Source organism: Rheinheimera sp. EpRS3 (assembly GCF_001513785.1).
In the GTDB taxonomy this organism is placed as follows: domain Bacteria; phylum Pseudomonadota; class Gammaproteobacteria; order Enterobacterales; family Alteromonadaceae; genus Alishewanella.
Genome location: NZ_LNQS01000010.1, coordinates 133,662 through 156,578, shown reverse-complemented (window position 1 = coordinate 156,578; position 22,917 = coordinate 133,662). Strand labels below are relative to the sequence as shown.

At 49.3% G+C, this 22,917-nt stretch carries 21 protein-coding genes; 10 read left to right on the top strand and 11 right to left on the bottom strand.

The window, feature by feature from the left end; all coding sequences use genetic code 11:
• Positions 1 to 46: 46 nt before the first annotated feature.
• Positions 47 to 2,470, bottom strand: a complete 2,424-nt coding sequence (locus AR688_RS16220) for a TonB-dependent receptor domain-containing protein (protein WP_082694817.1) — start codon at positions 2,468 to 2,470, stop codon at positions 47 to 49.
• Between the two features lie 303 nt (positions 2,471 to 2,773).
• Between AR688_RS16220 and AR688_RS16215 the strand changes: the two genes are divergently transcribed.
• Positions 2,774 to 4,897, top strand: a complete 2,124-nt coding sequence (locus AR688_RS16215; protein WP_068236378.1) for a TonB-dependent receptor family protein — start codon at positions 2,774 to 2,776, stop codon at positions 4,895 to 4,897.
• Between the two features lie 35 nt (positions 4,898 to 4,932).
• Here AR688_RS16215 and AR688_RS16210 read toward each other — a convergent pair whose 3' ends face one another.
• Positions 4,933 to 5,637 (bottom strand): 2OG-Fe(II) oxygenase, encoded by a 705-nt coding sequence (locus tag AR688_RS16210; RefSeq protein WP_068236376.1) that lies wholly within the window; start codon positions 5,635 to 5,637, stop codon positions 4,933 to 4,935.
• 12 nt (positions 5,638 to 5,649) lie between these two features.
• Between AR688_RS16210 and AR688_RS16205 the strand changes: the two genes are divergently transcribed.
• Both AR688_RS16205 and ggt read left to right on the top strand, forming a co-directional pair.
• Entirely contained in the window at positions 5,650 to 6,045 is a 396-nt protein-coding gene (locus tag AR688_RS16205) for an acyl-CoA thioesterase (protein ID WP_068236373.1), read from the top strand.
• A gap of 93 nt (positions 6,046 to 6,138) precedes the next feature.
• On the top strand, positions 6,139 to 7,863 hold the full coding sequence (ggt, locus tag AR688_RS16200; protein ID WP_068236370.1) for a gamma-glutamyltransferase: 1,725 nt from the start codon (positions 6,139 to 6,141) through the stop codon (positions 7,861 to 7,863).
• A gap of 208 nt (positions 7,864 to 8,071) precedes the next feature.
• On the opposite strand, the gene AR688_RS16195 is transcribed toward ggt, so the two are convergent.
• The 7 genes from AR688_RS16195 to AR688_RS16165 form a co-directional block, all read right to left on the bottom strand.
• Entirely contained in the window at positions 8,072 to 8,623 is a 552-nt protein-coding gene (locus tag AR688_RS16195) for an acyl-CoA thioesterase (RefSeq protein ID WP_068236368.1), read from the bottom strand.
• Between the two features lie 44 nt (positions 8,624 to 8,667).
• Positions 8,668 to 9,024, bottom strand: coding sequence for a DUF2288 domain-containing protein (locus tag AR688_RS16190; protein ID WP_068236366.1), 357 nt, complete (start codon positions 9,022 to 9,024; stop codon positions 8,668 to 8,670).
• A 9-nt stretch (positions 9,025 to 9,033) separates the two neighbouring features.
• The gene (locus AR688_RS16185) at positions 9,034 to 10,389 is read right to left on the bottom strand and encodes a sigma 54-interacting transcriptional regulator (protein WP_068236364.1); all 1,356 of its coding nucleotides are present in this window, start codon (positions 10,387 to 10,389) and stop codon (positions 9,034 to 9,036) included.
• Positions 10,370 to 10,981 (bottom strand): hypothetical protein, encoded by a 612-nt coding sequence (locus tag AR688_RS16180; RefSeq protein ID WP_068236361.1) that lies wholly within the window; start codon positions 10,979 to 10,981, stop codon positions 10,370 to 10,372. Before AR688_RS16180 ends, AR688_RS16185 begins: the two co-directional genes overlap by 20 nt.
• Positions 10,978 to 12,396: a sensor histidine kinase gene (locus tag AR688_RS16175; RefSeq protein ID WP_068236358.1), complete on the bottom strand. Its 1,419-nt coding sequence runs from the start codon at positions 12,394 to 12,396 to the stop codon at positions 10,978 to 10,980. The genes AR688_RS16180 and AR688_RS16175 overlap by 4 nt, the downstream gene beginning before the upstream one ends.
• A gap of 128 nt (positions 12,397 to 12,524) precedes the next feature.
• Positions 12,525 to 12,725 (bottom strand): hypothetical protein, encoded by a 201-nt coding sequence (locus tag AR688_RS16170; RefSeq protein WP_068236355.1) that lies wholly within the window; start codon positions 12,723 to 12,725, stop codon positions 12,525 to 12,527.
• Positions 12,726 to 13,069: 344 nt separating this feature from the next.
• Complete coding sequence (locus tag AR688_RS16165) at positions 13,070 to 14,296, bottom strand: adenosine deaminase family protein (RefSeq protein ID WP_068236352.1); 1,227 nt, start codon at positions 14,294 to 14,296, stop codon at positions 13,070 to 13,072.
• 165 nt (positions 14,297 to 14,461) lie between these two features.
• Here AR688_RS16165 and AR688_RS16160 point away from each other — a divergent pair, with 165 nt between their 5' ends.
• Positions 14,462 to 15,835, top strand: a complete 1,374-nt coding sequence (locus AR688_RS16160) for a M24 family metallopeptidase (RefSeq protein WP_068237247.1) — start codon at positions 14,462 to 14,464, stop codon at positions 15,833 to 15,835.
• Between the two features lies 1 nt (position 15,836).
• On the opposite strand, the gene AR688_RS16155 is transcribed toward AR688_RS16160, so the two are convergent.
• Positions 15,837 to 16,739, bottom strand: coding sequence for a LysR family transcriptional regulator (locus AR688_RS16155; RefSeq protein ID WP_068236349.1), 903 nt, complete (start codon positions 16,737 to 16,739; stop codon positions 15,837 to 15,839).
• Positions 16,740 to 16,886: 147 nt separating this feature from the next.
• Between AR688_RS16155 and AR688_RS16150 the strand changes: the two genes are divergently transcribed.
• Both AR688_RS16150 and AR688_RS16145 read left to right on the top strand, forming a co-directional pair.
• Positions 16,887 to 17,729, top strand: a complete 843-nt coding sequence (locus AR688_RS16150) for a type 1 glutamine amidotransferase domain-containing protein (RefSeq protein ID WP_068236346.1) — start codon at positions 16,887 to 16,889, stop codon at positions 17,727 to 17,729.
• A gap of 27 nt (positions 17,730 to 17,756) precedes the next feature.
• Positions 17,757 to 18,911 carry an iron-containing alcohol dehydrogenase gene (locus AR688_RS16145; protein ID WP_068236343.1) on the top strand — a complete coding sequence of 385 codons (1,155 nt, stop codon included), beginning with the start codon at positions 17,757 to 17,759 and terminating at the stop codon, positions 18,909 to 18,911.
• 57 nt (positions 18,912 to 18,968) lie between these two features.
• Here the strand turns inward: AR688_RS16145 and AR688_RS16140 are convergent, their stop codons facing one another.
• Positions 18,969 to 19,700, bottom strand: a complete 732-nt coding sequence (locus tag AR688_RS16140) for an SDR family oxidoreductase (protein WP_068236340.1) — start codon at positions 19,698 to 19,700, stop codon at positions 18,969 to 18,971.
• A gap of 153 nt (positions 19,701 to 19,853) precedes the next feature.
• Between AR688_RS16140 and AR688_RS16135 the strand changes: the two genes are divergently transcribed.
• The 4 genes from AR688_RS16135 to AR688_RS16120 all read left to right on the top strand — a co-directional run bounded on the left by AR688_RS16135 (position 19,854) and on the right by AR688_RS16120 (position 22,798).
• A complete protein-coding gene (locus tag AR688_RS16135) occupies positions 19,854 to 20,738 on the top strand; it encodes an AraC family transcriptional regulator (protein WP_068236337.1) in 885 nt (294 codons plus the stop codon).
• A 212-nt stretch (positions 20,739 to 20,950) separates the two neighbouring features.
• The gene (locus AR688_RS16130; protein WP_231732118.1) at positions 20,951 to 21,325 is read left to right on the top strand and encodes a PA2779 family protein; all 375 of its coding nucleotides are present in this window, start codon (positions 20,951 to 20,953) and stop codon (positions 21,323 to 21,325) included.
• A 3-nt stretch (positions 21,326 to 21,328) separates the two neighbouring features.
• On the top strand, positions 21,329 to 22,354 hold the full coding sequence (locus tag AR688_RS16125; RefSeq protein WP_068236334.1) for a PA2778 family cysteine peptidase: 1,026 nt from the start codon (positions 21,329 to 21,331) through the stop codon (positions 22,352 to 22,354).
• A 234-nt stretch (positions 22,355 to 22,588) separates the two neighbouring features.
• Positions 22,589 to 22,798: a cold-shock protein gene (locus AR688_RS16120; RefSeq protein WP_068236331.1), complete on the top strand. Its 210-nt coding sequence runs from the start codon at positions 22,589 to 22,591 to the stop codon at positions 22,796 to 22,798.
• Positions 22,799 to 22,917 lie beyond the last annotated feature (119 nt).

Below are 22,917 nucleotides of genomic sequence, written 5' to 3'. Positions count from 1 at the left end.
AGTAAAAAAGCCGCAACGAATGCGGCTTTTTTACTATTGCAAAGGGTTAGAAGCGTACGTTTACGCCCACCCAGAAGTTACGTGCTTTATCCTTGTTGTTGTAATCATCAACAAATGTTGCGGCATAACCATTCTGACCACCTGCGTCGACGATACAGCTGGCTGAAGTGTCATTACATTCAGTGAACATCATATTGTATGACGTAAAGTCTTTATCAAACAGATTGTTAATGCGTGCGTTAAAAGTAACTGATTCACTGGCCGCGAAAGACGCACCTAAATGGAATACGTTGTAGCCTTTGTAGTACAGTGCTTTGTCTGCTACAGCATCCCATGAACGGAAACGTTTAGTGCGATATTCTGACGTCAGGAACACGTTTAGTACGTCAGTTGCTTCCCAATTAACCGTCAGGTTAGCCATATGTTTGGCGCTATTGCCAAGAGGTTGGCCTCTTTCAGCGCCGCTTTTCTGCTCACTGTCAGTAAAGGTGTAGTTAGCCCGGACTGCTAAAGTATCAAGTACTTCCCAGCGGCCGGCGATTTCTGCACCCTGAATGGTCACTTTGTCGATGTTGACGGTTTTTGTGCCAACAGTGTAACCAAGATCCGCATATTCTCCCGTGTCAGCACAAGTGATAGAGGTTCCTGCACCACAAGGTTGAGACGCTATTTTGTCTTCAAAGTCATTTTTAAAAATGGTGGCGTTGAAGTTGTGACCGTTAGGGTGATTCCAGTACACCGCTATTTCGCTTGATACACTGGTTTCCGGTTGCAGATCCGGGTTACCAAATTGTGGCGAAGTGCCCTGACCGCCAAAACCCACTACGCCGTCATATAGCTGAGTTGTCTGTGGTGTTTTAAAGCCGGTGCTGACACCGCCTTTAATAGTCCACTGGTCGTTAAGCGTATAAACACCATACAGACGAGGGCTTAACTGACTGCCAAATACTTCGTGGTCATCATGGCGTAAGCCCGCAGTTATGGTGAAATCCTGAATAATATCCCAGCTATCTTCAGCGAATACCGACCACATATTGTTTTCCTGAATACCTCCCGGTGTGCCATCCTCCATACCGAAAACGCCATCTTCTAACTCGCCACTGATTATCTGAGCGCCGGTAACCAACACATGCTGACCAGCAAGCTCGTAAGGGATGTCCAGCTTGATGTCCAGCGTATATTGGTTGCTGGCCATTACACGTTTTGGCCGGGGCAGAAAGGTTCCATCAGCTATGTTTCTGCGCTCATCTTCAGTTAAACCAGCATAAGCGCCTGTAGCATCGAACATTTGTATCAGTAGTTCACGTTCAGATGTTGTAAACGGCAAAGTACGGCCGTGATTTTGTGTGTCAACATAAGATAACGATACAAAGCTGTTACCAAAATCCCATTTACCGTCGTGAGTTAATGACCAGGTATCGCGGGTAAATTCTTGTGTTGCACTGTAGCCTGCTCTGGGGTTGGCCCGACGCGCCCATTCACCGCCACTTTCTTCGCAGGCAGCTTGCCGTGTACCGGTGCCACCTAAGCAGAAGTTGCCAGCTGCCCAGATACTATCAATATTGTCTACCGTACCGAGTGGGTACTCCCTGACACCATCTTCGTTGATTAACGGTGTGTTATCGTAGTCCTGGCTGGATGTTTCAATATCGAACCAGATAGATTGATTATCAGTTGGTGTCCAGCTTAAACGGCCGCCTAATACCTCATTTTGGTTATCCACTGTTTTACCACCACCGCCAAACCCCAGCGAGCGGGTGCGCGTTTCACCATTAGGATAGTTAATAGGCGCATATTCAGGTGTGGAGGCCATACGATTGTAGACACTGCCCCGAACAGACATACCAAGAACACCCGGGATTAAAGGGCCCATTACGTTGAAATCGGTGGTGATATCTTCACCAAATGCATCGTCTGTTTGTTTGGTGCGGCTGTGGCTGATTGAACCAACCCACTCATCCGTTACTTTTTTTGTAATAATATTGATTACACCACCTAAAGCATCAGCACCGTATAAGGTTGATGCCGGGCCACGAATAACTTCAATACGATCTACTGCATCCAGCGGCGGAATATGGCCAAACTGGTTGCCGCCAAAACTATTCGGGTAAATGTTGCCATGGTTATTCTGCCGCTTACCGTCTACCAGAATTAACGTGTAGTCCGAGCCCATACCGCGCATACTAATACTGCCCTGGCCGGTTTTATCGCGGGTTTCGCCGATATCCACACCTTCTAAATCCCGTACTGCGTCCAGCAGAGTGGTATAAGGCCGTTTTGACAGTTCTTCTTGTGTTATCACCGAAATACTGGCTGGCGCATCTACCAGCTTTTGCTCAAAGCCCGACGCGGTTACTACAATAACTTCAATATTGCTGTCGACAGCTTCTGCATTGGCATCAGCCCACACTGGTGTTACAGCACAAGCAGCACTTATAGCAGCAGCCAGGCAGGTACGGCGAAATAACATTTTTAACTCCTTTAACAGTATTATTCGGGCATTGTTGCCAGTTGAAATGTAAATCTATGTAAATAGTGTGGCGAATGATAATTATTATCATTAGTAAGATCAATCATTATATTCCCCTTTGTGTGGTTGAGGGCCTGCCGTTATATCGAAGGTTGTTTTGTTTACCATTAATTAACTTAAAAATTGATTAAGGAAACAGGCTGCAACGCCTTTAAAACCGTAGATCAAATGAGATTGATTCGTGTTTTTTACTGTGTTCTAATTGCGCGCATTCAAGCTTATTTGTTAATAAACGGAGTTTTTATGCACAAATTATCACTGAGCCTGCTCTCGGTAGCGGTGGTATCAGCGTTCTCTGCAGCGGCAGAAACCACGCTGAACACCATTGAACGCGTCAGCATTATTGGTTCTGCGCAGGCAGTAAATGATATTCCCGGTTCGGCCAGCTATATCTCGCAACAGGAACTGGATGTATTTAGCTACACCGATATTTCCCGCGTGCTGGGCAGCACACCAGGGGTTTATGTACAGGAAGAAGACGGCTACGGTTTGCGCCCTAACATAGGTATGCGCGGCACCGGCACCGGCCGTAATGACAAAATAACGGTGATGGAAGACGGTGTGCTAATTGCCCCGGCACCTTATGTTGCGCCCGCCGCTTATTATTTTCCGACTACCGGCCGGTTGGAAGCGGTAGAAATTATCAAAGGTTCGTCTTCGGTAAAGTCTGGCCCGCGCACCACCGGTGGCGTGCTCAACCTGGTATCCCGCAGTATTCCGCAGGCAGAGCTGGCCGGGCGCATTGACGCCGCACTGGGCGAAGATGGCTTTCGTAAGCTGCACGGTTTTGTCGGCGGCGAGCGGGAAAACTTAGGCGCGGTAATTGAAGGTTATCACTACGGTGCTGATGGTTTTAAAGACTTACCTAATGGTGCCGACACCGGTTTTGAAAAAACCGACTTGCTGGTTAAATTTGCCGGTCGTTTTGGTGCTAATAATGCGCACAAACTGCAGTTAAAGCTAAGTTATGCCGATGAAACTTCAGATGAAACCTACGCCGGGCTAACTGATGCAGATTACCGTGCTTCACCTTATCGCCGTTATGCTGCGTCACAAAAAGATGTGATGGACACCGAGCATAAAGGTTATCAGTTAAGCTACCAATATGATCTGGCTAATGGCGCAAAATTCAGCACCACGGTGTATTTAAATGAATTCAGCCGCAACTGGTATAAAGCCAATCAGGTAAGCCCGGCTAACTTAGCCGCGTACTCAGCATTTGAAGCCAACCCGACAGCGGAAGGCATTAATGTCAGTGTGCGCGCGAATAACCGCGATTATGAGTCCAAGGGCATTCAGGCGGAATACACTCTGCCTTTAGCTGCGCATCAGCTGACATTTGGTGGCCGTTTTCACCAGGATGAAGAAAGCCGCTTTCAGTGGGATGATATATACCGCTTGCAGCAAGACCTGAGTATGGCACTAACCAGCGCTGGTGTACCGGGCACGCAGGATAACCGGGAGGCTTCTGCAGAAGCCATAGCTTTGTTTGTGCATGACGAATGGACGTTGGGCGATTTGGTACTAAGCGGTGGTTTACGCTATGAAGATATTGACACTAAAAATGAAAACTGGAACCGGGCACCGGATCGCGCTGGTGCCTCAACGGTAAGCAAAGCCAGCGGCTCTATTGTGCTGCCATCATTGGGGGCAACCTACCGGTTAACTGATGCAGTGGTATTGCTGGCAGGTGTGCAAAAAGGCTTTGCACCGGCCGCGCCAGCCAACGCCGAACAAAAAGAAGAAGAGAGTATCAACGTTGAAGTAGGTGCGCGGTTTAACTTCGCCCAAAGCCGCAACGAGGTTATTTTATTTCAGTCGGGCTACGACAATATGCACGGTAACTGTGCTGCCAGCATAGGGTGCAACCCCGACAATATTGGCGATCAGTACAATTTTGGTGAAGTAAAAGTTAGCGGTATTGAACTAAGCAGCCAGCGTGATTTTGCAATGCAAAACGGCTTTAAATTACCGGTAAAGGTTAGCTACACCTATACTGACAGCGAATTCCGCTCTGATTTTAACAGCGGGATCTGGGGCGAAGTAAGCCGCGGCGACAAGATGCCTTATGTGCCACAAAATCAGTTTAGTCTGCAGCTGGGGCTGGAAGGCGAGTTGTTTGCACTACACAGCCGCATAAGCTATGTATCTGCCGCACATGCCAGCCTGGAAGCCCAGGATCTGAACGCGATAGATGGCCGCACTGTGGTAGATTTATCGGCAAAATACCAGTTGGCTGAAAAACAGCAGCTGTACTTCAATGTCGACAACCTGTTGGATAAAACCTATGTTGCCAACCGTGGCAACGGTGGCATTCAGCCAGGTAAACCCCGCACTTTATCAGTAGGTTACCGGTTAGATTTTTAAACCGGTTGAGTAAAAAAAGCCCGTAAGGGCTTTTTTTAACGCTGCGGCGGGCCGTATATTTGCTCGGCGCTGTTAAACAGGATCCAACTGGTTAAAATATACTTGTCGTTTGATACCGGCACACAGCCGCGGTGGGTATGGGTAAAGTACGCCGGCGCTATTACCATACTGCCGGCTTTGGGTGAAATACTTCTGTTCTGGTAATAAAACTCGGTCTGGCCGCCCTCGGCCACATCATTTAAATAAAACATAAATAATAAGGTACGGTGTAATGGCTCGATGCTGCCTTGCTGGGGATACACTTCACTGTGCCAGTAACCGTAATTGCCGATGCCAGCCTGATATTTCTGTGCCTGAATATTACCCAGACGAAACAGCGCGCGCATAAAATCCAGTGTTTTGGGCTCACCCAGTTCGGCAAAATTGTCATGCGTAATGGCGGTGGGCTGGCCGGTTTTCGGGTGCGCTATGGTTAAACCCATAGGGCCAATCAGGGCGAAGTGGTATTTTTTAAAATATTCACAGGCGTAGCGTGTTGTCGCTTCCCAGATCACTTTTAGTAGCGGCTGGTACTCGGCATGTTGATACAGATATAAATCTGTACTGATTTTTTTGCTGGTATCAACACCGGCGCCGGTGCGGCCAGCCGTGGTGTGCGGGCTGTGGTCAAACACCTTAATCAGCTGTTGGCAAAACTCGCTGCTTAACGCATTATCGTACACCTCTATAAAATCGGTCATCGGGTTACCTTTATGTGGCAAGACATTATTTCTCCGCGTTTCTCTGACACGGATGCGCTGGGGCATATCAACAATACTGTGTTTGCGGTCTGGTTTGAAGGCGCAAGACAAGATGTTTTCAAAATTTTTACACCAGAGCTTAATTTACGCCAGTGGCCGCTGATTATTGCCAGCGTAAAGCTGGATTACCATGCCCAAACGCATTACGGCGCTGATGTTGAAATCCGCACTTATATCAGCCGTATTGGCGGCAGCTCTTTTGATGTGTATCAGGAAGCCTGGCAGCACGGTGTAAAAACAGTGTCGGGTACGGCAGTATTGGTGCAGTTTGATTATGCAGCCAATAAAGCGGTTGCAATTAGTGCAGAACAAAAACAACAGCTTAATCAACACCTGTATAAAGCGTAAACATCGCAGGCTACGTTTCACTGGTCGTAAAGCTCTGGTATGGTGGCCACAGGCTGAGTAAGGTCGAACAATAATAATTTTGCGGAGTGTGCTATGAAAAGCTTGTTGATGGGTGTGGCTGTTGGCGTAAGCCTGGTTTTGGCAGGTAATGCCCAGGGCTACGACCGCATTACCGGCGCGGAGTTTGCCAGTCGCTCTGAAGTGATCGCTCCAAATGTTATGGCGGCTACCAGCCAGCCGTTAGCAACGCAAATTGCACTGGATATTATGCACCGTGGTGGCAATGCGATTGACGCCGCCATTGCGGCCAATGCTGCGCTGGGGCTGATGGAGCCTACCGGCAATGGTATCGGCGGCGATTTATATGCCATTGTCTGGGATGCCAAAACACAAAAGCTGCATGGCTTAAACGCCTCAGGCCGTTCGCCGCTGAGTTTAAGTTATGAAATGCTGGCGCATGAGTTAGAAAAGCTTGGCCGCACCGATTTACCGCCGCATGGTATGTTGCCGATAAGCGTTCCCGGCGCGGTTGACGGCTGGTTTGAGCTGCACCAGAAATTTGGCAGCATGCCAATGCCCCAAATTCTGCAGCCCGCTATCGGTTATGCTGAAAACGGCTTTCCGGTAAGCGAGTTAATTGCGTATTACTGGGATCGCAGTGTGCCGGTGTTAAGCCAGCAACCGGGTGATTTCAGCGGCACTTTTACCATTAACGGTAAAGCCCCGGCCAAAGGCGAAATGTTTAAAAACCCGGCGCTGGCCAATACCTTTAAAGCGCTGGCGAAAGACGGCCGTGACGCCTTTTATAAAGGCGATATAGCTGTAGAAATTGACCGTTTTATGCGCGCCAATGGCGGTTATCTGCGTTATGCCGATTTTGCCAATCACCGTTCAAGCTGGGTAGAGCCGGTGGGTGTAGACTACAAAGGTTATACCCTGTGGGAACTGCCGCCTAATGGCCAGGGCATAGCCGCCCTACAGATGCTGCAAATTCTGAAAAACTTCGATTTAAAAGCCGCCGGTTTTAACACGCCGGAAAGTTTGCATCTGCTGGTTGAAGCGAAAAAACTGGCCTTTGAAGACAGAGCTAAATTCTACGCTGATGAAGATTTTAATAAGGCGCCGGTAGCAGCGTTAATTTCAGCAGAATATGGCCGCGAGCGTGCCAAACTGATTGGCGACAAAGCCGCAAAGCGGGTGGATGCCGGTAACCCGAATTTGTATGAAGGCGATACCATTTATATGACCACTGCCGACAAAGACGGCAATATGGTGTCGTTAATTCAAAGCAATTACCGGGGCATGGGGTCGGGCGTGGTGGTGCCGGGCTTAGGCTTTGTATTTCAGGACCGTGGCCAGCTGTTTTCGATGGATAAAAAACACGCCAATGTTTATCAGCCGGGCAAACGGCCGTTTAATACCATTATCCCGGCCTTTATTACTAAAGATAATAAACCGCTGGTTAGCTTTGGCGTAATGGGTGGTGCTATGCAGCCACAGGGCCATGTGCAGATTTTGATCAATATGGTGGATTACGGCATGAACCTGCAAGAAGCCGGAGACGCCGCACGCTGGCAGCATCTGGGCAGCACCGAGCCAACCGATGGCAGCGACATGTATCTGCAAAACGGCGGCTACATTGAAGTAGAGCGCGGTATACCTTACGAAACCGCCCGCGAGCTGATGAAAAAGGGCCATGATGTACGCTACGGTTTAGGCGGCTACGGCGGTTATCAGGCCATTATGCGTGATCACGCCAACGGTGTTTGGGTGGGGGCATCTGAATCACGTAAAGACGGCCAGGCGGCAGGGTACTGAACATTTAGCATTAGTGAGAACCGGATTGCTCTAAACTGACCGTTGAAGGCATGGATGCTGACAAATTCGCCAGGAGCGAATTTGAACAGCTGTGCTGGTCCGCAGGATAAACTTCATGGATGAAGTTTATAGTCGAGCCTATATGGATGTATTCACGGCGCGTCAGTGTGGGCAATCCGGTTCGATACCATTCACTAAGGTTGTAGTTTTACGCCAGTTGCACCTGCACCTGATAATTGGCGGTGATTTGCTCAATGGCCTGCTGCATATCACCGTCAAAATCGGCGCACAGCTCGGCGTAGCTGTGCCGTAGTTTCAGGCGTTGAGTGGTTTTTACAAAGCGTAGTACTTCTTCTTTGCTGGTTAAAATCAGCCGGGGTACCCGCACATTGTTGCCCTGCTCATCTTTAGCAATCATGGTAAAGTACGATGAATTACAGTGCTTTACTTTACTGGTTTGAATATTCTGCGCTTCAACGCGAATACCTACCACCATCGAACTGTTACCAACAAAAATAACCGACGCTTTTAACGTTACCAGCTCGCCTACTTCAATCGGGTTAAGAAAATCGACTCTGTCTACCGAGGCTGTCACACAATAACGGCCACTGAATTTTGAGCCGCAGGCAAAAGCAATCTGGTCCATCAGCGACAGCAGGTAACCACCGTGAATTTTACCGCTGAAATTAGAATGCGACGGCAGCATCAGCTGCGACAGTGTCACGCGGGAACTGCTGCTTTTTTTGAAGAGATCAGTCATAACAAGCCTGTTTTAGGTTTATGCCGTGCTAAGTGTAGCAAAGCTTAATTCAGCTCTTGCTGCAATGGTTTATGCTGTACCAGCACCCAGGGTGAAATCACCACTGCCCATAGCTCAGTTTGGTTATCAAACCACTGTTGTGCCTGCTGCTCGCTGGTGCGCCCTACGGTACCATTTGCCAGTAAGCCAGCGACTGTGGCTTTATCGTCCAGGCTAAAGGCAAAGGCTACCTCGACTAAATCCAGCTCAGACGCCACCGTAATAACAGCACCGGCTGCGTAAAACTTCTGTAGCTCCAGCCAGTTAATACGGGCAGTTTCACTGATAATTTTGGCTTTAATCAGCTCGGGACTTTCTGCTTCGTCAGCCAGATAAGCATCGGGTGGCGTTATTGCTGTCATACCTGCTCGCTATTCAGTTTCATCGCTTTGCTCAGTGATCTGGGCAGCGCTGAGTTCATGTTTTTTCAGTAATTTATAAAAGTCGGTACGGTTACGCCCGGCCAGCTCTGCGGCGCGGGTAACATTGCCTTCTGTCATCTGCAATACGCGAATAAGGTACTGGCGCTCAAACTGGTCACGCGCTTCGGTTAATGTTGGCCAGTAGCTGCTGTCATGCGACAGCGCTTGCTCTACCTGGGCCGCACCAATAACCGGGCTGTGCGTTAACGCTACGCATTGCTCTACCACGTTTACCAGCTGGCGCACATTACCGGGCCATTTGGCGGTGGCTAACAGCTGCAGCGCATCATCAGAAAAACGGGTTACATCTACCTGGTGGCGTTCAACACTTTGTTGCAGCACATGGCGCGCCAGCAGCGGAATATCCTCTGGCCGCTGTTCCAGGCTGGGCAGTTGCAGGTTAACCACGTTTAAGCGGTAGTATAAATCTTCACGAAAACTGCCATCGCCCATCGCCTGCTGTAAATCACGGTGAGTCGCCGACAGCACCCGCACGTTGATCGGGACGGTTTTACTGCTGCCTACCGGGCGTATTTGCCGCTCTTGCAGTGCGCGCAGCAGTTTTACCTGTAACGACACCGGCATATCGCCAATTTCGTCTAAAAACAGGGTGCCGCCATCGGCTTCACGAAACAGGCCGCCGTGCTCGGTAACGGCACCGGTAAAAGCGCCTTTAGTGTGGCCAAATAATTCCGATTCCAGCAAATGCTCTGGCAGGGCGCCACAGTTAATGGCGACAAATGGCTTACTTCCGCGTGGGCTGGCTTTATGGATCGCTTTTGCCAGCAGCTCTTTACCAGTACCGCTGGCGCCGGTGATCAACACGCTGACATCGCGCTGTGCTACGCGGTAGCTTTGTTCCAGCAGCTCTTCCATCAGGCGCGAGCGGGTGATAATTTCGGCGCGCCATTCGGCTTGCTCAGGTACTGACTGATGCACCGCATTTTGCAAGATATCACGCAGCTCATTAGTGTTAAGCGGTTTGGTTAAAAAGCCAAATACACCACGTTGGGTAGCGGCGACTGCTTCGGGAATAGAGCCATGCGCTGTCATCAGCACTACCGGCAAGCCAGGGTAACGTTTGGCAATTTCATCAAACAGGCTCATACCGTCCAGGCCTGGCATCCGCAAATCGCTTAATACCACATCAACGCTGTTTTTCATCAGCAAAGGTAAAGCCGCTTCAGCTGAATCCGCGCTGATCACCTGATAACCTTCGCCTTCAAGGCGCAGGGTTAATAAGCGCAGTAAGCTTGGATCATCGTCTACAAGCAGTAACTTAGGCTTAGGGCTGGGGCTGGCCATTGTCGTCCTCTTTAACCGGCGTGGGCTGATTCAGCTGCGCTTCTATCTGGGTTAGCGCATCAATTTTTTTCTGCAGTTCTTTATTGGTTTTTTGCAGCCGCTCAATATTATCGTGCTGCTGCGCATTAAGCCGGGTTAAGGCACTTACCGCTGATTCGGCTTCGAGCAGTTTTTGATTAAACACCAGATCCCAGCTTAGTAGTGCAGCCAAAGGCGCAGGTAAAGCGGCGAGTTGATCAGCCGACTGCATTTGCACCCGCAAGCGGGTAAGGTAAGGCGTATCGGGGTGTAGTTGTAAAATGGTGCGCTTTAGTAGCCAGACATCATCCTGAGCCGTTTCGCTGTTAAGTAAATCGCGCTCTTCATTAATGCGGTTTAGCATGGCTGCGCGGTAATTTACCCAGGCCTGTAAGGTGGCGGCGTCGTCGGTAATGGCCAAAGGTGTTTTTACCGGCTCAGGCTCTGGCAGTACTACCGGTTCGGGTTCAGCCTCCAGTAACGGTTCAGGCGTTGGTTCAGGCGCTACCGGTTGTGGTGCAAGCTGGCAGCCGCTAAGTGCCAGTATGGCCACAAAAATTAACCCAGTTTTCATCCCAGTTTTTCCTCTAATAGCGGTAGCCGCACCCGGATACAGACGTCGGCATAAATTACATCAACAATATCAGCGTGGCCGCCTAGCAGGCGGGCGCAGTCGGCAACGATAGACAGCCCCAGGCCAGAACCCTGTACTGAGTCAAAGCGCGGTGTAGTGCCGCGCTGAAATGGCTCAAACAGTTTTTCCCTTAATGATGTCGGAATAGGATTGCCGTTATTTGCGACATCTAAAATCAGCTGATGTTCCTGCTGATACAATTTTACCCACACCGGGCTGTCCTGGCTGCCATACGCTTGCGCGTTGTTAATCAGATTGTCGAGTATACGCCGGAACAGCGTAATATCGGTATAAATTGCGCTTAGCTGGCAACTGAGTTCGACAGTCTGGCCGCGTTGCTGCAACGATAGCGCATGGTCGTTAAAGCAGTCGGTAAATAATTGCTGGGGCGAATGCCAGTCGGGCTCGGGTTTGGCTTGTTGCAATAAGCGGTTGTAATCCAGTAGTTGCTCGGTTAACTGGCTTAGCCGATCGGCACTGCCGTTGAGCAGGCCAACCACTTCCAGTTGTTGTTTGTTCAATGGCCCCACCAATTGTTCACTTAGCAAAGCGCAGCCTTCACGAATGCTGGACAACGGCGTTTTTAACTCATGCGAAGCATGGCGCAGTAAAATCAACCGTAAGGCTTCCAGTTGTTGCAGGCGTGAGCTGAGCCAGCGCAGTTGCTCACCCAATTCTGCCAGCTCACGCGGGCCGGTCAGTTTTTCATCAGGGAACTGATGTTGCTGGCCAATAGCGCGGATCATTTTATCCAGTTTGCGTACCGGTGCGGTAATTCGGCCCGATGCCCACAGCACTAACAGCAGGGTTAACAGCACCAGTGCTACCGTTTGCCAGGCCAGTTGCTGCTGGCTTTCTACCACAAAGCGTTGTTGTTGCTGCAGGTTTTGCTCCAGCAGCAGCCAGATTTGTTGTGTAAGCTGTTGCTGTTGCTGACGGAACTGCTGCATCAGTGGTTCAAGTTCTGTGCTGCTAAGCTCAATGAAGTTATCCAGTAGTATGTCTAGCTGAAGTTGCTGCTGCTGGCACAGTTGTGACTGGCCTACATTGTCACATACCTGGCGCAGTAATTGCTGATAGCTGTTCAAGTGGGTGCGCGCCACCCGGGCCAGCGCATCAGTTTTGACTACGGCATGCTGGCGCACTGCACGCTCTATATCTACCACCAGATTTTGCATGTTTTCTGCCCGGCGCACACTGGCCACCGAGGTTTCGGCTTCAGCTACGGCATTCTGGCTAACACCGCTTAGTGCTTTATGGCTTTGCCATAGCAGCACCGCCACGGGGATCAGGGCCAGGAAAAAACTCAGCAGCACTAACTGGCGTAAAGACGCGGTCTGAATCGAAAAACGCATAATTGTTTGTCTTAATCACAGGGCTGTTAAGCATACCCTATTTTAGCGGCAAAAAAAAAAGGCCAGTGGGGTGCTGGCCTTACAAAAATTCAGCAAGTGCTGAACTCATGGGATCATGCAAAGCGCTGTTAAGCGGCCTTTGCCATATAAACCGGTTGATACTGAGTAGCTGGAACCTGAGGTGCTGCAACTGCTGGTGTTGCTACAACCTGAGCCTGCTCCCAAGCCAGTACGCTATCATTGTTTAAATTAACACGGCGTAACATGGATACTGCTACAGCTACATTAGCCATTAAAAACAACACTGTACCAAGTAAGAAAAAGTCCATAACAACCTCCGTAAGTGCAGCGTCTATTTCGATTTGGCTGCGTTAAGACGTTTTGAAGGAGAATGTTGCAAAGGCAGCTTCCGGTGTATCTGGTTGCGCTTGCGACATTCTCCTGAATCGTCGCTTGCCATAACTAATACAAGCCTTGTGCCAACTTTGAAAATTATTTTATTCTCTTTATAAATCAGTAGTTTGCTTTTGTCTTGTGGGCGAGGCTAACAAGGTGGGGGAATTAACTGTCGCTGTTTAGCAACAGTTAATAGGGTGCAATTTTAAAAGTGTTATTTTTCAATGATTTAGTGTGTATGCTTTTTGCGACATGGCATCTATATTATTGATTTTAATCAAATAAATCCGTATCGCTTTGCTACGTGGTCAAAATACTCCAGACATTGTTTGGCATATTCGCGTTTTTCCACATAAGTGCCCGGAAAAAAGCTCTTTTTAAAGCCATAGGCTACGATGTCTTTTAGCCGCTTTAACGGAATATCAAAGTTATCCAGCGCCAATTGGTATTCTTTGCTTACAGTGGTGTTAGACACTAAACGGTTGTCGGTACAAATAACGGTGGCAATGCGGCTTTCCAGCATATTTTTAAACTTATGCTGCTTTATATCGGTAATAGCCGGGTTGGTTTGCAGGTTGCTGGTTAAGCAAACTTCTATCGCGATACGCTTATCAGCAATATAAGACGCCAGGTTACGGATATAGGCGGTTTTATCACTGATGTCGGTGTCGGTGATCATCTCCGGGATAAACATAGAGTAACCGTGGCCGATACGGTCGGCATAACATTCGGTTATCGCTTCAAATACGCTTTCTGCGCCGTAAGCTTCACCGGCATGCAGCGTTTTTAGCAAAAAGTGCTGATGGGCATATTCGTACACTTCTTTAAATTTACTGGCCGGATAACCGGATTCCTGGCCGGCTAAGTCCAGCCCGACAATAGGAATACCTTCTTCATCGCGTAATCGCACACTGGCGCGCACCAGCTCCATCGCCGCCAGCTTAATGACATCGATTGGCGCAAAATCACGCATCAGCTGAAACAGGTTGGTGTAGTAGGGTGAAAAGCCTTTATCGCCAAACATCCGCATGGCGCAGTTAATAATGCCGTAGGCAAATGGCGGCTTCTGGCCGCTCATCACAACTTCGCTGCGGTTGTATTCCTGCATCGCCCGTTTTAAGCCGTTATTAACAGCATGCATCACGCGGTCAAAATCGATACCGTTAGGTAAGTCTATTAACAGCTGCGGCGCAAAGCGCACTTCAATATAGTTTACGCCTTCAAGCTGGTTATCTATGGCCAGTTCGTAAGCTGCGCGCTCTAAGTTTTCCATATCGCGCAGTACCGCACAGGTGTACTGAAAACAATGCAGGTATTCGCCCAGGTTATTGTACTTTTCTTTAAATACCAGCTGCTTTAAACCTTCTACGCTATCGGCAGGTAGTTTGGTACCGGTGCGTTTGGCCATTTCAATCAGACTATCAAGCCGCAGGCTGCCATCCAGATGCAGGTGTAAATCAGATTTGGGCATCTCTTTAATAAACTCAGCAGAATAACGTGGCATAGCGGCTCCTCAACAAACACTTACTGCAACAAATAATTGCGCTAAGTGTATCGCAATTTCCGTGGTTTTCGTTGGCAAAGCGGCATATTCACAGCGAAGTTTACTTGCACCGCCGGGTTATCTGGCTTAAAACAGGCAAAACAACAATTAAAACAGGATACCCGGATGAAAATACGTGTTTTAACAGTGGCTCTGTCGGCCATGCTGGCGTTAGGTTTAGCGGCCAATACGCAGGCAAACCCGACAGGCTTTACTCAAGGGCGGCAACTGGTTAGCGCAGACGATTATCAGATCCTGACACCACGCGCGCGCATAGCGCCGGAAAACCAGATTTTAATTGAGCGACTGGATACCTTATTACCACAGCTGATGGCTGAATCTGGCCTGGATATGTGGCTGGTGATTAATCGCGAATACGCCGAAGATCCTGTGTACTTTACGCTGGTACCACAACCTACGTTCGCAGCACGGCGCACCACCATGTTGCTGTTTAGCCGCAATGTCGATGGCAGCGTGGATAAACTGTCAGTTAACCGTTATCCGCTGGGTGCGCCTTACGAATCAGCCTGGGCTGGGGGCGATTTAACCGCACAATGGCAGGCGCTATCTGCTGAAATTGTTAAACGGACACCTAAACAAATTGGTATTAATGTATCTGAGAATTGGCCGGTAGCTGATGGCTTAACCTCTGGCCTGCATCAGCAGTTGCTGAAGGTGCTGCCAAAGGAATATCACAACCGTTTGGTACCGGCCGAAAAGCTGGTAGTACGCTGGATGGAGCAACGCACAGAGGCAGAGCTGGAGCTATATCCACAAGTTGTCAGCCTGGCCCGGGCGGTTATTGCCGAGGCCTTTAGTAATAAAGTGATTACGCCCGGTGTCACCAGCACTGATGATGTGGCCTGGTATATCCGCGAGCGTTTTGAACAGCTGGGCTTGCCGGTGTGGTTTATGCCATACGTCAATTTGCAGCGCGCCGGTATGGCATGCGAAGCCGACAACCCATCTTGTGGCGCCAGCGGTGTTATTCAGCGTGGCGATGTATTACACACCGATGTTGGCATTTGTTATTTAAAGCTTTGTACCGACACCCAGGAAATGGCCTATGTACTGAAAAACACTGAAACAGATGCCCCCGCCGGATTGAAAGCAGCACTGGCCACTGGTAACCGCTGGCAGGATTTGTTAACCGCCGAATTTAAAACCGGCCGCAGCGGCAACGAGGTATTAGCCGCAACCCATAAAGCGACGGCAAAAGCCAATATTATGCACAGCACTTACACTCATGCACTGGGCTTTGTTGGCCATGCGCCGGGGCCAACCATTGGCATGTGGGATAATCAGGGGCCAACCGCAGTGCAGGGCGACTGGCCGTTATATGCCAACACCGCTTACGCTATTGAAGGCAACATTAAGCAGGCGCTGCCTGAGTGGCAAAAGCAACTGATACAAATAAAGCTGGAGCAAAGCGCTTATTTTAACGGTAAGCAGGTAATGTATCTGGCGGGCAGGCAAACGCAGTGGCATCTAATCCGCTAGTTTAATTACCGGCATATTTATTGATATTGGCAAACGCCAGTAGAATATCTTTGGCATAACTGACTCTGGGGTGCTTTAGCGCCCCTTTACGCCATACCAGATAAATAAAATTCTCTGGCCCGGCTTCACCCAGTTGCGCCAGCTCGCCGCCACTTATTGCATCGCGGCATAAATAATCCGGCAGCACACTGTAACCGACACCGGCTTTTACAATACCGGCAATAGCGCGGATATCCGGGCAAATAGCGGCAATGGGTGATTGGCAGTTATCGTTAAACACGGCATTAAAGTAATGTCGGATCAGCGGCAGAGTTGGGTCATAACTGACCACCGGATATAGCCGCAGCCGCTCTGCACTTAGCGGTTGTTGCAATAAATGTGCGCCGGTAAAGCGGTTGGCTACCAGCATCAGCCGTTCACTATCAATAATCTGGTAATCATAAACTGCCGGATCCGGCGTTGAAGCAGTAATGGCAAGCTCAGCAGTGCCATCGGCCAACAGCTGGTAAATGCGGTCTTTATTACCGATATGCACCACCAGATTCACCTCACCCGCCTGTAACAAATTGGCAAACTGTGCACCGGCAATATGGCTGACGTACTCGGCCGGGCCGGCAATGTTCAGCGTGCCGTATACGGCATTGCTGCGGTTACGCACCGAGGCTAGTTTTTGCTCAACAGCGTCTAAATGTGCTGATACCTGCAAGGCCAAATCGTGCGCGGCAGCGGTGGGTATTACGCCGCGTGCTTTGCGCTCAAATAACGCAAAGCCAACCAGCGATTCTATGCTTTGAATATGCGCCGTCGCCGCCGGTTGCGATAAACCCAGGTTAGCGGCGGCGCGGGTAATAGTGCCGCAGCGGTACACTTCAACAAAGGTACGTAACTGCACAAAATACGACATAACCTATCAGCCATCAGAAATATGATGGCTGATAATAAAAGCACTGAATTCTCATCGCAAGCTAAACCGCCTAAGCTGGTGCCACCTGAAACAGCTCTGAGATTGCTTTAATGCTCACCTCAGTGTTCACCTTAATGAGGAACAATTATGTTTAAGCGTACTATTTTAGCAGTGGCCCTGCTGAGCAGCTTTAGCCAAACGGCACTGGCGGCCGACAGCAAAGGCCAGATTTTGGTGTTGTTATCCAGCGAAAGCCAGATGCAACTGCAGGATGGCAAAACACTCAGTACAGGCTACTACCTGAATGAATTTGGTGTGCCGGCCGATGCGTTTATCAATGCTGGCTACGAGTTAGTACTGGCCACTCCCAAGGGTAACGCACCGGTGGTCGATCAAAAATCGGTGACGGTACAGTATTTCGGTGGCAGTGAAGCTGAAATGCAGCGTATCAGCCAGGTTGTTGCGGCTATTCCGGGGATTGACGATACATTGTCGTTAAAAGAAGTTATTGACGGCGGTTTGGCGCAATACGACGCAGTGTTTATTCCAGGTGGCCATGCGCCGTTAATTGATTTAGCCAATAACGCCGAAGTCGGCACCATTCTTACCCATTTTAATGCCGAGGCTAAGCCTACCGCCGCCATCTGTCATGGCCCTATAGCGCTGTTGTCGGCACAGCAAAACCCGCAACAGTATCAGCAGGCGCTGGTACAGCAAAATCCGGCCACTGCAACCAACTGGATTTATGCCGGTTACAAAATGACCATTTTTTCAGACGCCGAAGAAACCGTATTTGAAGGCTCATTAAACGGCGATAAGTTGCAATATTACCCGGGCAAGGCCATGCAACAAGCCGGTGGTGCTATGCAATACAGCGAAGCCTGGACACCGAATGTAGTGGTGGATCGTGAGCTGATCACCGGGCAAAACCCGTTTTCAGATAAAGCGCTGGCGCAAGCTGTGTTAGAGCAACTGCAAGAGCAGCGTTAATTGTCTTAAGTGAATACCGGAGTAGCTATGTTAAATTTTAACTTTAAAAATCAAACCGAAATTTTATTTGGCAAAGGCCAGATTAAAGAAGCGAAAAGCCGTTTACCCAAAGACGCCAAAGTATTGCTGTTATACGGTGGTGGCTCGATTAAACATAACGGCGTGTACGACGATGTGGTAACGCTACTGGAAGGCGTTAGTTACCACGAGTTTGGCGGTGTTGAGCCCAACCCGACACTGGAAACCCTGATGCAGGCAGTTGAACTGGTGCGTGCTAAAGGTATTAATTTTATTATGGCTGTCGGCGGCGGTAGCGTAATCGACGGCGCTAAGTTTGTCGCTGTGGCGGCAAACTTTGACGGCGAGCCCTGGGATATCCTGGCCAAAGGTGCTGCTTTTACTTCGGCATTACCGATCGGTGCGGTGCTAACCCTGCCCGCTACAGGCTCAGAAAGCAACGGTAACTCTGTGGTGACCAACAAAGCGACGGCACAAAAGCGCGCTTTTGCCTCAGATTTAGTGCAGCCGGTATTTGCCGTGCTCGACCCGGTATACACCTATTCACTGCCGTTAAAACAAGTGGGCAATGGCGTGGTAGATGCTTTTGTGCATGTGATAGAGCAGTACCTGACATATCCGGTAAACGCGCCGTTGCAAGACCGCTTTGCCGAGGGCATTTTACAAACCCTGATTAGCGAAGGCCCCAAAGCGCTGACCACGCCACAAGATTACGACGTGCGCGCTAATGTTATGTGGTCTGCCACTATGGCGCTTAATGGTTTAATTGGTAAAGGCGTGCCGCAAGACTGGGCTACCCATATGATAGGCCACGAGCTAACGGCATTGTTTGGCCTGGATCACGCACAAACCTTAGCCATAGTGCTACCGCCGTTAATGTACGTGCAGCGCGAGACTAAGCGGCAAAAGCTGCTGCAGTTTGGTCAGCGGGTGTTTGATATCAATAACGGTACTGAGGATGAGATTATCGATAAAACTATTAAAGCCACCCAGGACTTTTTCGAGCATATGGGGGTAAAAACCCGCTTGTCGGATTACAACCTGGCAGCAGCCGATATTGATAAGCTTATTGCCAACCTGGAACGTAACGGCATGACAGCGCTGGGTGAGCACAGCGACATCGATTTGGACAAAGCGCGGCAAATTCTTACGCTGGCGCTATAACACCGGTTTGCTGGACAGAAAGCCCTGGCAGCGCATTGCCGCCGGGCTTTAGTCAGTTTAGTAGCTGGACTGAGTGGGCTGAACTATCAACTCATCCACATTCACATCGTCGGGCTGGGCAATGGCATAAGCAATAGCGTTGGCTATGGCCTCTGGTTTTAACGCCACTTTACGAAAATCCTCCAACCAGGCTTTGGTTGCGGTATCTGTTGTGGTGTGAGCCAGCTCGCTCTCCACTACGCCAGGTGAAACGGTGGTAACCCGCACTTTTTTCGTTTCTAAGCGCAGGCCGTTTGAAATAGCGCGCACGGCAAACTTAGTGGCGCAATACACCGCTGCGGTGGGAAATACATTATGGGCTGCGATAGACGCCACGTTAATAATGTGGCCGCCACGCTGTTCCATCGAAGTTAAAACAGACTCAATGCCATTTAGCACACCTTTAATGTTAACGTCGATCATCTGCTCCCACTCGTCTGATTTAAGCGCTGCCATCGGTGATAGCGGCATTAAGCCAGCGTTGTTAACCAGTACATCAATCGGGCCGAACTCATCAGTAGCTGCTGCAACCACGGCTTTGAAATTGTCACGCAATGTCACATCAAGCGCATAGGCTTTGGCAATGCCGCCATCTTGCTTAATTGTCTGAACAAGGGCTTCAAGCCGGTCGGTGCGCCGGGCGGCAACAATAACCGTATGCCCGGCTTTTGCTAATACTTTTGCTGTCGTTTCACCGATGCCACTGCTGGCGCCGGTAATCAGAATAACTTTGGCTTTATTAGTTGTCATAACAAGACTCCTTCATAGATAAACAAGACATACTGCTGGTTAAATACGGGTTGCCCCGATGCCTGTTATGCTAACGGTATGAAGCGCTGTTATGGATACACAAAGATACGGTATGATTGCCTGATTATCCAACCGACAGAGGTAAACCAGAATATGGACGACAACTTGCGGCAAAAACTTTTGCGTTTGGTTAAGCGGGTGGCTGTTGATGAGGGGTTCAACACAACCGCCATCCCCAACGTATTCTGCTACAAAATCTGCCGCCCCCAGGTCACCATGCCTGCGGTGTATCAGCCTTGCCTGTGCATTATTGTGCAAGGCCGCAAGAACGTGCTGCTTGGCACGGAAATGCTGTCTTATGGCGAACTGGAGTTTCTTATCGCGTCGGTGGATTTGCCTATTCTGGGCACTGTTGTCGAAGCGTCAGAGCAGCGGCCATATTTTGTTATTCAGATAAATATTGATGTCCGGCTGCTGTCTGAGTTATTGCTGCAAATGGATCATCTGGCTGTAGCCAACAAAACGGCGAAAAGCGGCTTATTTATCGGCCAGGTTGACCGGCAAATGGGTGACAGCCTGCTGCGCTTATTTAAACTGCTGGAAGAACCTGAGGATATTGCCGTGTTAAGTGAAGCTTTTATTCGCGAGATGCACTATCGCATGCTGCGTAGCAGCTACGGCAAAGAAATCGCGCAAATTTCGTTAAAAGGTACACCGACACAACGCATCTCTGTCGCCATTCAAAAGCTGCGGCGTGATTATGATCAAACAGTAACGATAGAAGAACTGGCGGGCCTTGCCGGTATGAGTGTGTCCTCTTTTCATGTGCATTTTAAATCGGTTACCAATATGAGCCCGTTGCAGTTCCAAAAATCAGTAAGGTTGGTGGAAGCGCGAACTTTAATGATTTCCCAGCATATGGATGCTGCAAGTACGGCGTATAAAGTCGGCTATGAGAGCCCATCCCAGTTTAGCCGCGAATATGCCCGTATGTTTGGTTGCCCGCCAGCACGGGATATTGCCCGAATAAGGCTATGAACAGTTAACCCGTAATTAAACGGCCAATTTTCTTGCTGTTGTCGGCGCAACCAGCGAAGTTGATGCGTTAGCGCCGGTTGCCCTTAGCTCAGTTGCATAGGGCCGGTATATGGTCTACTCTGTGAAACTCCGCATATTTAACAGTCAGCGTTGTAAATCTTATCTATAAAAATTAAATTTTCCCTAAAAACAATAAGTTGAAGGATACATGCATGATGAATAAATTTATAACAGCCAGCATCGCCACTGCGATTTTAATCTTCGGTATGGGCCAGGCAACAGCCGGGGTGTACAGTTCAGAGCAGGTTATCGCCAATCAACAGCACCAATACAATAAACAGCAGGTTTTGTCTTTTGTCGACAGTGCCGAAGTACAGAACAAGCTGATTGAACTGGGCGTAAACCCTGATGATGCCAAACAACGTATTGCCGCCATGACTACGGCAGAACTGGATGCGTTAAATAACGAACTTAACGATATGCCTGCAGGTGGCATCGTCGGTGTTATCGTAACGGTGCTGGTAGTCGTAGCCGTGCTGGACCTGATGGGTATTACAGACGTTTATCCGTTTATCCGCCCCATCTGATAAATGTTTTTTATCCGCTCAGTGTTGCAGGCCAGCCTGTTTGCTGGTCTGTTAGTTGTACTAACGGCCTGTCAGACCCCACCGCAAACTAAACAATTATTAGCTGCGCCGCCTGATATTGCCCGCCAGCATGTTATTGCCCAGGTACCGTTTTATCCGCAGCAACAGTTTTTCTGTGGCCCGACAACCTTAGCTGAAGTAGCGGGTTTTTATGGTCTGAGTAAAAGCCCTGACGATATTGCGCCAGCCACCTTTATCCCCGGTCTGGATGGCACCTTACAAATTGAGATGGCAGCCGCAACCCGGCAACTGGGTCTGGTGGCTTATGCACAGCCGCGTGCCACTATGGCGCAGTTACTCAGCCTGGTAGAAGAAGACATTCCGGTGATCGTGCTGCAAAACAACTCCATTGCTTGGTTGCCGCAGTGGCACTATGCCGTAGTAATTGGCTACGACCTTGACGCAGCCGAGGTGGTTCTGCATACCGGTGTAACACAAGCGCACCGGCTTAACTTCGCCACCTTTGAGCGCACCTGGCAGCGCGGTAATTATTGGTTGTTAGCCATGTTGCCGCCGGATAAAACCAGTACGCAGTTAGAGCCGTTTTTATACACCAGAGCCAGCCAGGATTTACTTAACACCGGCCAGCCTGGTGCCGGCCTTGCTGCGCTTAAAAGCGCCACCCGGCAGTGGCCGGATTACTGGCTACCGTATTTTTTACTGGGTAATCATTATTTCTCTGCAGAGCCGTTAGTTGCTGCGGCCTGGTTTGCTAAAGGCCTGGCGAATGCACAGCAAGAAGTATCGTATCTGAACAATTATGCCGTGCTGTTAAGTGAGCTTGGCTGCTATAGCAAAGCGACGAAGCTGATCAATAGTGCGTTGAAACTGCAGCCGCAGGACAATAACCTGCTGGATAGCCAACAGCAAATCCTGACGGCACAGCAAGCTGGGGCTGATACCGTATCGCAATGCAGGCTCGATGTTGTTAATCGGGCGGCCGTTAAACTGCGTGCCGAGGCAGAGTAGGCTCTCTATTTTGGGATAAAATTTTCTATTTTTATAACTTTTAGGAATAAAATTTGACACTGACTTGAAAGCCTATACACTGGCAACGCTTTATCAGTTTGTTAAATATTTATGCGAAGTCTCGAATGTTACTGCCATTTAGTACCTCCTCCTGTATTCATAAGTTAAAACATCTCTTGTAGCACTCTCGCCTGACATCAGGCACATTTAATATATTTAATACAGGTACATATTATGTCTAATACAACTACTGGCACAGTAAAATGGTTTAACGAAGCTAAAGGTTTTGGTTTCATTGAACAGGCCTCAGGCCCGGACGTTTTTGCTCATTTCAGCGAAATCGCAAGCACTGGTTTTAAAACGCTTCAGGAAGGCCAACGCGTACAATTTACTGTTAGCGCCGGTCAAAAAGGTCCGCAAGCGTCACAAATCTCTGTAATGTAAAGTTGCATTGCATAACCTGAAACAGCACCTTTGTTGTGCGTTTAGGTTAAACACTAAAAAGGCTACGCTACTGCGCTAGCCTTTTTTGTTGGCTGAAATTCAACATCAGCCACTCCAGC